Source organism: Amycolatopsis sp. cmx-4-83 (assembly GCF_046548815.1).
In the GTDB taxonomy this organism is placed as follows: domain Bacteria; phylum Actinomycetota; class Actinomycetes; order Mycobacteriales; family Pseudonocardiaceae; genus Amycolatopsis; species Amycolatopsis pretoriensis_A.
This window is the reverse complement of record NZ_JAEBEF010000008.1, coordinates 319,511-332,364: the sequence shown is the minus strand read 5'-3', so window position 1 is coordinate 332,364 and position 12,854 is coordinate 319,511. Positions and strand designations below refer to the sequence as shown.

Genomic DNA, 12,854 nt, shown 5'->3' with positions numbered 1-12,854 from the left:
CGACAGTGTCCGTCGCCGTGGGTGGGGCGGGAGCGCATTTGCCGGTCGTCGGCGTGTCAGGCCTGGTCGGGGAGGTAACGCAGGATGTGCAGCAGGCCGCGTTCGTCGACCACCGCGGGGTCGGGGGCCACGCAGCTCTCCAGCTCGGCCAGGACGGCGCCGGTGTCGAGGCCCGCGCCGATCAGCACCAGCTCGGTGCGGTGCGGTGCCCGCGCGGGCCACGGCGACCGCGCCAGCTCGACGAAGCCGCCGACCGTGTGCAGGTGGAAGCGGGCGTCGATGCCGAAGTCGGCCTGGCCCTTCATGCGGTAGAGGCCGGGCGGGCGGCGCTCCAGGAAGTCCACGAACGCGCGGGGCGCCAGCGGCGTCCCGGCGGTGAACGTGACCGTCTGGTAGCTCGCGTGCAGGTGCCGCGAGTGGTCGTGCTCCTCGCGCAGGTCGTCGAACGACAGCTGGCCGACGCGCTCGCCGCGGGGTTCCGGGTCGAAGAACAGCCGCGGGTCGACGCGGCCGTGCTCGGTGACCAGCAGCGGGCGGCCCGGCGCTAGCTCTTCGACGGCCGCGGTGAGCTTGGCGAGGTCCTCCGCGGACACGCGGTCGGCCTTGTTCAGCACCACGACGTCGGCCAGCCGCAGGTGATCGGCCAGTTCGGGGTGGCGCTCCCGGGCGGCTTCGAACTCCACCGCGTCCACGACCTCGGCCAGCCCGCCGTAGCGGATGTCCGGGTTCTCGCTGGCGATCATCAGCCGGATCAGGTCGCGGGGCTCGGCGATTCCGCTGGCCTCGACGACGATGACGTCGATGCCCGCTTCGGACGACGAGAGCCGCGTGAGCATCGCGTCGAGGCCGCTGGCGTCGACGGCGCAGCACAGGCAGCCGTTGCCCAGCGAAACCATCGTGTCGACCTGGCCGGCGACCGCGAGCGCGTCGACGTTCACCTGGCCGAAGTCGTTGACCACCACGCCGACCCGGGCGCCCTCGCGGTTGGCGAGCAGGTGGTTGAGCAGCGTCGTCTTGCCCGCGCCGAGGAACCCGGCGACGAGGACCACGGGAATCCGGCTCATGCCCGCGACTCTAACGTCGCGCGCGGGCGCGCTGATACACGGGGGACCGCGCCCCGGAAAGGCCGTTCGGCGAAAGCGCACGAACAGCCGAACGGCCCTTTCCGGGAAAGGATCACGAAAGCCGCACTGTCCACTGTGATCGATTGACGGGAAATGCGCTGCGCCATGTCCGAATGACGCTTGGTGACAGTTATTTTGCCGACATTTGCCCTGGCCGAAGCCGCATTCCGGGACCGGCGGAGTGGAATTCACGATCGGGGGAGTGCACCGCGCGAATCGTCGGGTACTCTCCCCCGCCTGGCCGGAGGTGTCGGGGGCGGCAGGACCTCCAGGCCGGCTTGTCGTCGGCGACCATCGGAGGAACGGTGAACCTTTTCGTCGGGCTGCAGAACACGATTCCGGAGAGTGGGGAAGCGCGGTGACCGTTACACCTGAGCGGGTGACGGCGCCGCTGCCGCTTTACCCACAGCGCGTATCGGAGGAGCAGAGCGTCAATTCCGCGGAAGCGGAGGAATTCCTGGACCGGATGTTCGCCGAGGGCGCCGCCGAAGCGGGGGAGCGGTTCGAGAACCGGCTCGCCGCGGTCCGCGCGGAAATCGCCGAAACGGGAACCTACCGCCACACCGCGGCCGAGCTGGCGTACGGCGCGCGCGTCGCGTGGCGCAACTCGGCCCGCTGCATCGGCAGGCTGTACTGGCGCAGCCTCCGCATCCGCGACCGGCGGCGGGTCACCGACCCCGCGGCGATCGCCGGCGAATGCGTCGCCCACCTGCGCCAGGCCACCCGCGGCGGCCGGATCCGCCCGACCGTCACCGTGTTCGCCCCGGACACCCCGGACGCGCCGGGCCCGCGCATCCACAACGAGCAGCTGATCCGCTACGCCGGGTACCGCCTCGACGACGGCTCCGTGCTCGGCGACCCCCGGTACGCCGGGTTCACCGAGCAGGTGCGAAGACTCGGCTGGCGGCCGCCGGAACGAAGAGGGTCCTTCGACGTCCTCCCGCTGCTGGTCGAGGCGCTGCCCGGCGAACCGCGGCTGTTCACGCTGCCCCCGGACGCCGTGCTGGAGGTCCCACTCACCCACCCCGACCACCGCTGGTTCGCCGGCCTCGGCCTGCGCTGGCACGCCGTGCCTGCGATCAGCAACATGCCGCTGGAGATCGGCGGCGTCACCTACCCGGCGGCGCCGTTCAACGGCTGGTACCTCGGCACCGAGATCGGCGCCCGGAACCTGGCCGACGAGCAGCGCTACGACCTGCTGCCGGTCATCGCCGAGCTGATGGGCCTGCCGACGGCGTCCGAGCGCACGCTGTGGCGCGACCGGGCGCTGGTCGAGCTGACCCTGGCGGTCCAGCACTCGTTCGACGCCGCCGGCGTGACGATCGCCGACCACCACACCGAGTCGCAGCGCTTCCTGGCCCACCTGGAGCGCGAAGAGCGTGCGGGACGCCGCTGCCCGGCCGACTGGAGCTGGATCGTGCCGCCCGTGTCCGGCGGGCAGACGGCGGTGTTCCACCGCTACTACGACGAGCCTGATCCGGCGTTGCGCCCGGCGTTTTTGCCGCCCGCGAGCCCTTGAGGGTGAACGGGCGGCTCGCGGACCCACGAAGAGCAACGTAAGAGCGCCCGTATGGCGGATCGTGAGCGGCCCGCGGGGCGGCCCGGTCCGCCAGGGCCGACAATGGAAGCATGTCCGTAGTCCTCGTCGCCTACGCCGGGCGCCACGGCGGAACCCGGCAGATCGCCGAGGTGATCGCGGCCGAGCTCGGCGGGAGCGGCCTGACCGCGGACGTTCGCGACGCCGCCGACGTCGCCGGGGTCGACGGCTACGGCGCGGTCATCGTCGGCAGCGCCCTGTACTACCACCGGTGGCGGCCCGAGGCGGTCCGGTTGCTGGAACGCAACGCCCGGGCGCTGGCCGAGCGTCCGGTGTGGCTGTTCCACAGCGGACCGTGCGGCCCGGGCGCCGCCGGCCAGCAGGTCAGCCTGCCGCCGAACGTGGCGCTGCTCGCCGCGCGTATCGACGCCGAGCGCACCGCGACCTTCGGCGGCCGCCTCGACCCGGCGACCGTGCACGGGCTGATCCCGCGGCTGCTGGCCTCCGGCCGCCGCGCCGGCGACTTCCGCGACTGGGACCGGATCAAGGCCTGGGCCCGGGACGTCGGCCGCCGCGTCCGCACCCGCGTCACGCTCTGACCCTTGCCCGTACCCCGCGGTGGGTGCTAGACCGTGCCTGCGGTCTTCCGGTGAAAAACCGACGGGACGGGGCAAACGTGACGGAAAACAAGGCGGAACCGGCTCCGGGGAAGAAAGCGCTTACATCCGATCAGCGCAACGCCTTCCTCGCGGCGCTGCTCGGCTGGAGCATGGACTCCTTCGACTACTTCCTCGTCGTCTTCGTCCTCGCGGACATCGCGAAGGACAAGTCGTTCGGCGCGACGGCGACGCAGCTGGCGTTCATCACCACGGCCACGCTGGTCATGCGCCCGGTCGGCGCGCTGCTGTTCGGCCTGTGGGCCGACCGCGTGGGACGCCGGATCCCGCTGATGGCCGACGTCCTGCTGTATTCGGTGGCCGGCCTGCTGTGCGCGTTCGCCCCCAACTTCACGGTGCTGCTGGTCCTGCGGTTCGTCTACGGCGTCGGCATGGGCGGCGAGTGGGGCCTCGGCGCGGCGCTGGCGATGGAGAAGATCCCGGTGGCCCGCCGCGGGTTCTTCTCCGGCCTGCTGCAGGTCGGCTACTCGATCGGCTACCTGCTGGCCGCGCTCGCGTACCTGCTGTTCCACTCGCTGCTCGACCTCGAATGGCGCTGGATCTTCGTGCTGAGCATCTTCCCGGCGCTGATCAGCCTGCTGATCCGGGCGCGCGTGAAGGAGTCGGAGGTCTGGGAGGTCGCGCGGGAGAAGCTGCGGGTGAGCCGGACGTCGGTCAAGGACATCCTGCTGAACCCGAAGGTCATCCGCCGCTTCGGGTACCTGATCCTGCTGATGACGGCGTTCAACTGGATGAGCCACGGCACCCAGGACGTCTACCCGAGCTTCCTGAAGGCCCACGAGAACGGCGGCGCCGGGCTCAGCGCGGCGACGAGCACGTGGATCGCCGTGCTGTACAACGTCGGCGCCATCATCGGCGGCCTGACCTTCGGCACGCTGTCCGAACGGCTCGGCCGCCGCCGCACGATCGTCACGGCGGCGGTGCTCGGCCTGCCGGTGATCCCGATCTTCGCGTTCGACCACGGCGCGGGGATGCTCGCGCTCGGCTCGTTCCTGATGCAGATCATGGTGCAGGGCGCGTGGGGCGTGATCCCGGCGCACCTGACCGAGATGTCGCCGGACGCCATCCGCGGGTTCTACCCGGGCGTGACCTACCAGCTGGGCAACCTGCTGGCCGCGCTGAACCTGCCGATCCAGCAGGCCATCGCGGAGTCGCACGGGTACACCTCGGCCCTCGTGTGGACCGTGGTCCCCGGCCTGGTCGCGGTGGCGGTGCTGACCGCGATCGGCAAGGAGGCCAAGGGGATCAAGTTCGGCGAGGCGGCGGTGGCCACGGCCCCAGCGGCCGCGAAGTAGCCCCCTCCGCCTGCAGCCGGGCCAGGATCCCGAGCCACTCGACGGCGTCGTCGGCGGTGGCGTGCAGCGGCAGGCTCAGCCGGGGGGTTTCGATCGCCCGCCGGACCACCGCGGGACACCCGGCGACGGCGAACGGGACCCGGGCGCGGGTGGCGCGCCCGGCCACCTCGTGCAGCAGCGCCACCCCGCGGGCGGAGCAGTGGCGCACGCCGGCCAGGTCCAGCACGAGACCCCGCGGGGCCAGCGCGACCTCTTCGGCGAGCCGGCCGTGCAGCCGGTCCTCGCGGGCCAGGTCGATGTCCCCGGTGACCGCTACGACGGTGGCGTCGGCGGTCGCGGTGACCACCAGCGACGCGGCGGGCGGCGGTTCTCGCTGGGACTGGTAGTGCCGCTCCAGCAGCGCGTCGATGTCGAGCTTGGCGGGGTAGGGGACAGAGTCGACCTGACGCGCCCACTCCCGCAGCGCCGCGGCCAGTGCGCGGTCCTGTTCGTCTTCGGGGCGGACCATGGTTGTTACATCGCTCCCGGGGGCCCCGGTGCAACACCCGGGGCGCGGGTGTGACGCGTTCGGCGGCCACGGGGAGGGGACCCGGCCACGGCGCGGGTCCCCTCCACCGCGTCAGCCGCAGTGTTCGAACCCGCTGGTGTAGGCCTGGCCGTCGGCCGCGCCGCCCCACTTCACGCACTTGTCCGCCGCGGCCGCGGCGACCGGGCCGGCGAAGTACGAGAACGCACCCGAGTCCGTGACCCGCGCCGAGCCCTGCACTTCCAGGAAGGCCGACGTCTGCGTCGCCTTGCCGGCGTTGGCGCTCTTCATCGCGCTGACGCAGTTCTTGCCGGTGGCGGCGTTGTAGGACAGGTAGGCCGTGCCCGCCGTGCCGAGCGGCGCCGAATCGATGACGCCGTACCCGAGCCCGCAGGCCGGGGCGCCCAGTGCGGCGTCGGTCACCGTGGCGTAGCGGATCGTGTCGTTCGCGTGGAGCTCCGGCCCGGCTTCGAACAGCACGCCGACCGACGACGGGGACAGCTGCACCATGTCGGAGTACGCCGCGTCCTGGCCCCACACGAGCAGGCTGCCCGCGGTGCCGGTCCAGTTCGCGCCTTCGTCGAACGAAGAGTGCACGCGCAGCTCCTTGCGACGGTCGCAAGTGGACGGTGCGGCGAACACGCCCCGGTTGTACCTGCCGCCGGTGTCGGTGGCGCTCATCCGGGCCGTCGAGCCCTGGACGGTCGGCGCGACGAGGTCGGTGGCGAAGGCGAACTTCGAGCTGAAGGTCGCGCCGCCGTCCGAGCTGAGCGCGAAGGCGCGGTTGCGCGTCCCACCCGCCAGGCACTTGTCGCCGTCGTTGGCCTGGTTGCGCGCGGCGGCGTAGACGCGGCCGTCGAGCAGCTCGGTGACGCTGATCTCCTGCGGGTTGATCGCGGTCGTCGGCGAGTCGGTCGCCCCGCGGTGCCACGTGGTGCCCTGGTCGTCGCTGTAGACCAGCGCGCCGGTGTCCTTGCCGCCGGTGGTCCAGCTGACCCCGGCGACGAGCCGCCCGGCGTGCGTGCCGCGGGTGAGCACGATCCCGTGCGACGGCCCGGTGGCGAGCCAGCCCGGCGCGCTCGCGAACCCGAGTTCGGTGGTCAGCACGCGCGGCGCGCCCCACGTCTTCCCGTTGTCCTCGCTGAGGGACACGCGCGGGACGCGGCCGCAGGCGGGGTTGGTGTAGCACTGCATCGTGGACAGCAGCACGACCCGGTTGCTGCCCGGGACGACGATCGGCGCCGGGTTGCCCTTGGTGTCGCCGTTGGCCTTGATGACCGTCTGCACGGCGCCCCACGTCTTGCCGCCGTCGGTGGAGCGCTTCAGCACGAGGTCGATTTCGCCGAGGTCGTTGCAGGTACTGGCGCCGCCGTTGCGGCCTTCGGCGAAGGCGAGCAGGTCGCCGTTGTTCGCCTTGACGACGGTGGGGATGCGGTAGCAGTCGTGGCCTTCGGTGTTCTTGGCGAACACCAGGGTGCTGCTGACGTCGGCCTGCGCGGCGGCGGTGCCGATGGTCGCCGGCACGGCCACGGCGGCGCACCCCAGCAGCCCGGCCAGGAGGCCTCTGGCGATCCGGGTGAGGTTCACGGTTCTCCCTACGGGTTCGTCTTGCGTCTCGGCGGCAGCGTCGACGCGGTCCGTACAAGACCCGTACAACCCGGCGTATAACGAACTATTCATGGCCGGGAAGGAAATTTCCGGTGAACGCGGCCGTCGCCGGGGCTCGGTGGTTCTCCTCCGGGTAGGTTGCCGCCGATCGAGCGGCGATATATCGTGTGAATGTCGGCTACACGACTACCACGAGGAGAACGCATGGACAGGTCAGCGGGAGCAGGACGGATCTTCACCGGGTTCGGCGGCCCCTTCGGCCACGGCCCGGGTGGGCACGGGATGCCGGGGATGCCCGGCCACGGCGGCCCGGGCCTGCACGGCCTGCACGGGTACGAGCCGGGCGATCACGGCGGCCCGGACCACGACCACGGCGGCCGTGGTGGGCCGGGACCGCACGGTGGGCCCGGCCACGATCCGGGTGAGTACGGCGGGCCGGGGCTGCACGGCCACGTACCCGGGATGCACGGCGGGCCCGGCCACGGGCCAGGTGGGCACGGCGGACTGGGCGGTCACGGTGGGCCGGGGCACGAGCCGGGGCTGCACGGGGTGCCGGGGCACGAGAATTGGGATGGTGGCCCGGACCTGGCGCGCGGGGGCCCGCCGGGCGGGTTCCCGCCGCACCCGCCCCAGCCGCCGATGCCGCCGGGGTTTCCCGGGTTCCCCGGTGGTCCCGGGTCGTTCGGTGGTCCGGGCGGCTGGGGCGGCGGTGGGGGTGCGTGGCAGCGGGTGCGGGAGTTCCGCGGCGGGCGGCCCGCGGCGCGTCCGGTGCGCCCGGCCGTCCTGGCGCTGCTGGCCGAGGAGCCGATGCACGGCTACCAGCTGATGCAGGAGATCCGCCGCCGGACCCACGACCGCTGGCGGCCCAGTCCCGGCTCCGTGTACCCGATCCTGCAGCAGCTGGAGGACGAAGGCCTGGTCCACACCGTCGAGACCGCCGGCCGTCGGGTGGCCGGGCTGACCGATGCGGGCCGTGCGCACGTCGCCGGCCGGGAGGAAGAGTTCGCCGCGCTGTGGGGTGAGCCCGAGGAGGAGCCGAACGCCGACCGGTTCGCCGCGCTGTGGCACGCGCTGGGCGAGCTGTCCGGCGCGGCCGCGCAGGTCGGGCACAGCGGCACCGAAGCCCAGGTGGCCGAGGTGAAGAAGATCCTCGCGGACGCCCGGCGGCGGGTCTACGCCGTACTGGCCGACGCGGGCCTGGAGGACGAGGAAGCCTGACGGCGCCTCGGCCGGGCGGGGGAAGTGGCGAGCCGATCCCGCCCGGCCGGACCGTAAGCTCGCCTCCCATGGAGGAAAAGGACTTCGCCGCCCACCTCACGACGATCATGACCGGCAGCGCCCTCACCATGCTGATCGGCGTCGGCCACCGCACCGGGCTCTTCGAAGCCGCCGCCCGGGGGCCTGCCACCAGTGCCGGGCTCGCCGAACGCGCCGGTCTTCAGGAGCGGTACGTCCGCGAGTGGCTCGGTGCCATGGTCACCGGCGGCCTCTTCACCCTCGACGCCGGCGAGTACACCTTCCCGCCGGAGCACGCGAAGTTCCTGCTCGGCGAGACCGCGGCGAACCTCATGCCCTCGCTGCTCACCCTGAGCGCCTTCACCGGCATCCTCCCCGAGCTGGAACGCGCGTTCGCCGAAGGTGGCGGCGTCCCGCGCTCGGCGTACGGGCCCCACCTGGAAACCCTCGGCGCCAAGACCGGCGACAGCTGGAAGCACATCTACCGCGAGCACCTCGTCGACGGCTTCTTCGGCGCCGTCCCCGGCCTGACCGAGCGGCTCGCCGCCGGGGCTCGGGTGCTCGACCTCGGCTGCGGCACCGGGAACGCCGTCGCCGTCGCCGCGCGGGCCTTCCCCGCGTCGCGGTTCACCGGGATCGACATCAACCCCGGCGTCGTCGACCAGGCCCGCGAAAACACCCAGGACCTCCCGAACGCCGAGTTCGCCGTGGGGGACGCCGCCGAGCTGACGGCCGATCCGCCGTACGACGTGATCACCGCCTTCGACGCCGTCCACGACCAGGACCGGCCGGACGTCGTGCTGGGCCGGATCCGCGGCGCGCTCGCGCCCGACGGCGTGTTCTTCATGGTGGACACGAACTTCTCCAGCGACGTCGCCGAAAACGTCGGTGACCCGCTCGCCGCGCTGTGCTACTCGATCAGCCTGATGTACTGCACGACGACGTCGCTGGCCGAGGGCGGCGCCGCGCTGGGGGCCATGTGGGGTACCGAAACCGCCACCGCGATGCTCGCGGACGCGGGGTTCCGGCACGTCGAAGTGCTCGGGTCCCCGCGTCCGCAGAACTGCATCTACGCCTGCCGGCCCTGACCTACTGCTGGTACGGCGCCGCCGCGGCCTTCGCGGCCGTGATCAACGCGCCCTTGTTCTTCGGCCAGAACGTGCTGTCGACGCAGGTGTAGCGGGGGAGGAAGCCGCCGCAGGTGCCGCTCGAACCGCCGACCTCGAACGTCACGCTGGCGACACCCAGTTCGCCGTAGGTGAAGTCGTCGGTGGTGCCGGAGGTGTCGTAGCCGACGGTCTCCTCGTTGGTGCCGACGAGATAACCGTTGGACGCCGCGTACTTCGCGCCGAGGCGGCGGTACTGCGCGTCGTTCGGCGAGGTGGACTGGGTGAAGCCCCACGGGATGATGATGTCGTTGCCGTAGCTGTGCAGCGTGATCATCGTGCCCTTGGCGGTGGCCGGCGCGGGGTCGTTGTTCCCGGTGCCGCGCTGGTCCGGGAAGATCGCGCGGGCCAGCTTCTCCAGCGCCTGCGTCTCCGGCTCGGATCCCGCGCTCACGCCCTGGTACGTCTCCGAGCACGCGGAGTTCGAGTCACCACCCCACTTGAACGTGGAGTTGCGGTTGAGGTCGATGCCGATGTTCGTGCCGCTGCAGCCGCCGCGGGTGTTGTTCGCGTTCTTGCGCTGCAGCTTCGGGGAATTCCCGCCCGAGGCGACGATGTCGACGCCGTCCGGGTTCGAGATCGGCACCACCCACACCTCGGTGGTGTCCAAAATGGACTTCGCGGTGGCGTCGGTCGCGTAGCCGTCGGCGAGGTAGTCGATCCAGCGCCAGGCGAGCTCGCCGGTGGACAGCTCGCGCGCGTGGATCTGGGCCATCAGGAAGAACTTCGGCTTCGGCGACGTCGTCGACAGCGTGCAGTCGCCCGCCTGCTTCTTCGTCAGGCAGAGCGCCTGGATGTCGTGGCCGCCCTGGCCCTTCGTCTTCTTCCACGACTGGCCGATCGTGTACTTCGTGGCCAGGTCCGGGTGCGCGGAAGCGACGGCGGAGAGGTGGTTCTCGTGCGCGGTGACCGTCCGGTAGCCGCCGTAGTACGTGTCGGCCGCCAGCGCGTTCCCTTGCGCGGGCAGGTCCTTGTACACGGTGTCGAAGAACGACGGCCGGAAACCCCGCGCCCGCAACTGGTTCGCGACCGCCTGACCGCCGACGACGTACACCGCGCCGGCATCGCCCTCTTCGACGTCGAACCCGGCGTCGGTGAGCGCCCGCGCCTGGGTGGCCGTGGCCGGCACCCGCCAGAAGACGGGGGTGTCCGCCGGCTGCGCGGTGGCCGTGCCGCCGAGCAGGGTGGTGAGCAGGACCCCGGTCGCCGCGAGGGCGAGCCGGGACAGGGACCTTGACGCCATCGGAGGATCTCCTCACGCCGCACGGATGGAGGTCCGGCGGGAACCCTTGGTCACCGCACCGGCACGCACAGTGTGTCGGGACGGGCAAACCCGGCACACCCCCGAAAGTCGCGAAACCCGGCGCGCTCAGACCAGCCCGGCGTGCGTCTCGTTCAGCAGGGCGACGATCAGCCGCGGGGTGCCCGGCGCGACGACGACGGCGTCTTCGCCGACCGGGTAGGTCAGCACGCGGCCGCGGTCGAGGTCGAGCGCGGTGGCCGGGTTCGAGCGGATCCGGACGCCGCGCTCGCGCCGTGCGGTGTAGAGCTGGTGGACCGCTTCCCGCGGTTCCCGCAGCGGCGCGGCGCTCGCGGGCTGCACCTGGTCCGGGACGTCGGCGCCGTCGAGCTCGGGCAGGCCGTCGAGGAGGCTGGTCGCGAGCCGGGCCGGGCGCACGGGCTCGACGAGCACCGCAAGGTCGTCGGCGACCAGCCGGACCGCGTCCTCGCCCCGCGCCGCGACGAGGACGGCGCCGTGCCCGCCGTCGCGGCGGGTGGTCCAGGAGTAGAACTCGCGGTCGGCGTGCGCGAGGGTCCGCAGGGACGTGCGCCAGAGGTCGTTGAGGCGGCCGTTGCGCGCGAGCCCGAGGCCGGTGAGCGTGCCCATCGTGCGCTTCTCCAGCTCCGCCGCGGCGTCATCGCGGAGCCAGTGGTGGCGGCCGGTGCCGAGGGCCGCGGGTGCGTCGCCGAGGTCGAGCAGGCGCCAGGCGGTGAGGAACGCCGGCCGGGGCAGGACGACGGGTTCGTCGAAGACGGGCATGTGGTTCTCCCGGCTCAGGCACCGATGGTGGGGTCGACGGTGGTCCGGCCGGTGACCGGGTCGACCCAGCCGTACCGTTCTTCGTCGGTGAAGAGGGAGCCGTCGTCGAGGACGTACTTGCGTTCGTGGTCCCGGTCGCCCTCTCGCCGCGAACCCCGGCCGGAAGCCGGGGCGGCTCCGGAACCCGGACCGGTGCCGCCCGCGCCCCGGAGGCTCTCACCGGCCGTGCGGAGTTCTCCGCCGACGAGGCCGCCGCGGGGATTGCCGGTGAAGCCCGGCGGGACGGCTCCGAAGCCCGGCGGAACGGCTCCCGCCCCCGGTGGAGCGACCGGTGCCGCCGGGGTGGCGAACGCCGGGGGTCCGGTCGGGACGAAGCCGGTCGTGCTCGTCGCGTCGGGTGGGGCGGCGGTGACCGGCGAGTCCGGCAGCGGTCCCGGCGCCGGGGAGAAGGCGGCCGGAGCAGGTGGTGCCGCGAACGCCGGTAGCGGAACGGCGGGTTCCGGGGGCGGGACCGCACCGGCCGCGGCCTGGGTGGCGGGAGCCGGGAAGCCGGTCGTCGCGGGGAAGCCGGAGTACGGCCGGGTGACGGCGGGAGTGCTTCCGCCGCAGGCCGGATCGGCGGCGCAACCACCGCCGGTGGGGCGTGCACGATCGGCGGCCGGGTCGCCTTCGTCGTACCGCAGGGCGCGGGCCTGGCCGTCCAGGTGGGCGGCGTAGGCGTGGTAGTGCTCCAGGTACCGCGCCGCGTTCTCGTTGTAGGCGGTGATCGCCTTTTCCGTGTCGGTGTCCCACGGCGCGAGGTGGTCCCAGAGGCTCTTCTCCGGACGCGGCCCCAGGTGCGCGAGCTCGGCGCGGAGCTGCCGGTAGTGGTGGTCCGCCTCGGTGATGTTCAGTCCATTGTGGACGTACCGCGCCTCGGTCGTGTCGAGGGCGCCGCCGAACGCGCGGGTGGTGGCGCTGGCGGCGTCGGCCGCGTCGCCGCGCCACGCGGAGTCGAGCCGGTTGAGCACCGAATGCAGCAGGTCGGCCACTTCGCGGTGCGCCATCCCCACCCGCTGCGCCGCTTCGGCGGCCTCGGCCCAGCCGGTGCCGCTGCCGCCGTGCACCAGGTCCACGAGGTCTTCGAGGGAGACGACCCGTGCCTCGACGTCCTGGTGCGCCAGGCCCGCGGACCACTTCTCGGCGTCCTCCGTCGAACGCACGGACGCCGGGCCGGCGCGGTCGGCCGCGGCCCGCACCCGGGGGTTCGACCAGGGGAACAGCATCAGCCCGCCAGGTCCCCGGCCGCGGCGGCGTCCTGCGCGCTCAGCCGCCCGGCCGACGCGCCGACCTTCGCGACCAGGTCGTGCAGGAACGCGATCCGCTGCCGGAGGTGGTCGCGGTCGGCCGCGAACAGCGTGGCGAGGCGCGCGGTGTAGGCCTCGCTCGCCGGATCACACGCGGGGGAGCGCGAGCCCGTCAGCAGGCCGGTGTCGGCCCACGCGTCGGTCAAGCGGTCGTTCGCGACCTGCAGCCGCTCCAGGAGCACCCGTACTTCGTCGGGGTCCAGCGCGAAGTCGGTGTGCGTCAACGGGTCCCCTCTCCGGCTCGCGGCGGAAGCCGCAAGTGGACAGTCGCGGGGTCCGCCCGGCCCGTTACGGAAAA

General features: G+C 72.7%; 12 protein-coding genes. 5 read left to right on the top strand and 7 right to left on the bottom strand.

The window, feature by feature from the left end; genetic code table 11:
- Positions 1-56: 56 nt before the first annotated feature.
- Entirely contained in the window at positions 57-1,064 is a 1,008-nt protein-coding gene (locus ACLJQM_RS26095) for a CobW family GTP-binding protein (protein WP_360775770.1), read from the bottom strand.
- 439 nt (positions 1,065-1,503) lie between these two features.
- Between ACLJQM_RS26095 and ACLJQM_RS26090 the strand changes: the two genes are divergently transcribed.
- The 3 genes from ACLJQM_RS26090 to ACLJQM_RS26080 all read left to right on the top strand — a co-directional run bounded on the left by ACLJQM_RS26090 (position 1,504) and on the right by ACLJQM_RS26080 (position 4,633).
- Complete coding sequence (locus tag ACLJQM_RS26090) at positions 1,504-2,643, top strand: nitric oxide synthase oxygenase (RefSeq protein ID WP_410633255.1); 1,140 nt, start codon at positions 1,504-1,506, stop codon at positions 2,641-2,643.
- 110 nt (positions 2,644-2,753) lie between these two features.
- Positions 2,754-3,260 (top strand): flavodoxin domain-containing protein, encoded by a 507-nt coding sequence (locus ACLJQM_RS26085; protein WP_247024176.1) that lies wholly within the window; start codon positions 2,754-2,756, stop codon positions 3,258-3,260.
- Between the two features lie 77 nt (positions 3,261-3,337).
- Positions 3,338-4,633 (top strand): MFS transporter, encoded by a 1,296-nt coding sequence (locus ACLJQM_RS26080; RefSeq protein ID WP_410633104.1) that lies wholly within the window; start codon positions 3,338-3,340, stop codon positions 4,631-4,633.
- Here the strand turns inward: ACLJQM_RS26080 and ACLJQM_RS26075 are convergent.
- Together ACLJQM_RS26075 and ACLJQM_RS26070 are read right to left on the bottom strand one after the other, a co-directional pair.
- Positions 4,584-5,141, bottom strand: coding sequence for an STAS domain-containing protein (locus ACLJQM_RS26075; protein ID WP_410633103.1), 558 nt, complete (start codon positions 5,139-5,141; stop codon positions 4,584-4,586). The two genes, ACLJQM_RS26080 and ACLJQM_RS26075, sit on opposite strands and share 50 nt — an antisense overlap.
- Before the next feature lie 111 nt (positions 5,142-5,252).
- Complete coding sequence (locus tag ACLJQM_RS26070) at positions 5,253-6,746, bottom strand: sialidase family protein (RefSeq protein WP_410633102.1); 1,494 nt, start codon at positions 6,744-6,746, stop codon at positions 5,253-5,255.
- A 225-nt stretch (positions 6,747-6,971) separates the two neighbouring features.
- Between ACLJQM_RS26070 and ACLJQM_RS26065 the strand changes: the two genes are divergently transcribed.
- Positions 6,972-7,985 carry a PadR family transcriptional regulator gene (locus ACLJQM_RS26065; RefSeq protein ID WP_410633101.1) on the top strand — a complete coding sequence of 338 codons (1,014 nt, stop codon included), beginning with the start codon at positions 6,972-6,974 and terminating at the stop codon, positions 7,983-7,985.
- Positions 7,986-8,053: 68 nt separating this feature from the next.
- Positions 8,054-9,091 carry a class I SAM-dependent methyltransferase gene (locus ACLJQM_RS26060; protein WP_410633100.1) on the top strand — a complete coding sequence of 346 codons (1,038 nt, stop codon included), beginning with the start codon at positions 8,054-8,056 and terminating at the stop codon, positions 9,089-9,091.
- Position 9,092: 1 nt separating this feature from the next.
- On the opposite strand, the gene ACLJQM_RS26055 is transcribed toward ACLJQM_RS26060, so the two are convergent.
- From ACLJQM_RS26055 to ACLJQM_RS26040, 4 genes are all read right to left on the bottom strand, one after another.
- A complete protein-coding gene (locus ACLJQM_RS26055) occupies positions 9,093-10,412 on the bottom strand; it encodes a M14 family zinc carboxypeptidase (RefSeq protein WP_360775748.1) in 1,320 nt (439 codons plus the stop codon).
- A gap of 126 nt (positions 10,413-10,538) precedes the next feature.
- Positions 10,539-11,210 (bottom strand): ESX secretion-associated protein EspG, encoded by a 672-nt coding sequence (locus ACLJQM_RS26050; RefSeq protein WP_410633099.1) that lies wholly within the window; start codon positions 11,208-11,210, stop codon positions 10,539-10,541.
- Between the two features lie 14 nt (positions 11,211-11,224).
- On the bottom strand, positions 11,225-12,475 hold the full coding sequence (locus ACLJQM_RS26045; RefSeq protein ID WP_410633098.1) for a hypothetical protein: 1,251 nt from the start codon (positions 12,473-12,475) through the stop codon (positions 11,225-11,227).
- The gene (locus ACLJQM_RS26040; RefSeq protein ID WP_410633097.1) at positions 12,475-12,780 is read right to left on the bottom strand and encodes a hypothetical protein; all 306 of its coding nucleotides are present in this window, start codon (positions 12,778-12,780) and stop codon (positions 12,475-12,477) included. Before ACLJQM_RS26040 ends, ACLJQM_RS26045 begins: the two co-directional genes overlap by 1 nt.
- Positions 12,781-12,854 lie beyond the last annotated feature (74 nt).

Coding starts and splice junctions, on each gene's coding strand:
- ACLJQM_RS26055 (WP_360775748.1), bottom strand. CDS start 10,412: ATGGCGTCAAGGTCCCTGTCCCGGCTCGCCCTCGCGGCGACCGGGGTC.
- ACLJQM_RS26045 (WP_410633098.1), bottom strand. CDS start 12,475: ATGCTGTTCCCCTGGTCGAACCCCCGGGTGCGGGCCGCGGCCGACCGC.
- ACLJQM_RS26075 (WP_410633103.1), bottom strand. CDS start 5,141: ATGGTCCGCCCCGAAGACGAACAGGACCGCGCACTGGCCGCGGCGCTG.
- ACLJQM_RS26095 (WP_360775770.1), bottom strand. CDS start 1,064: ATGAGCCGGATTCCCGTGGTCCTCGTCGCCGGGTTCCTCGGCGCGGGC.
- ACLJQM_RS26085 (WP_247024176.1), top strand. CDS start 2,754: ATGTCCGTAGTCCTCGTCGCCTACGCCGGGCGCCACGGCGGAACCCGG.
- ACLJQM_RS26060 (WP_410633100.1), top strand. CDS start 8,054: ATGGAGGAAAAGGACTTCGCCGCCCACCTCACGACGATCATGACCGGC.
- ACLJQM_RS26065 (WP_410633101.1), top strand. CDS start 6,972: ATGGACAGGTCAGCGGGAGCAGGACGGATCTTCACCGGGTTCGGCGGC.
- ACLJQM_RS26050 (WP_410633099.1), bottom strand. CDS start 11,210: ATGCCCGTCTTCGACGAACCCGTCGTCCTGCCCCGGCCGGCGTTCCTC.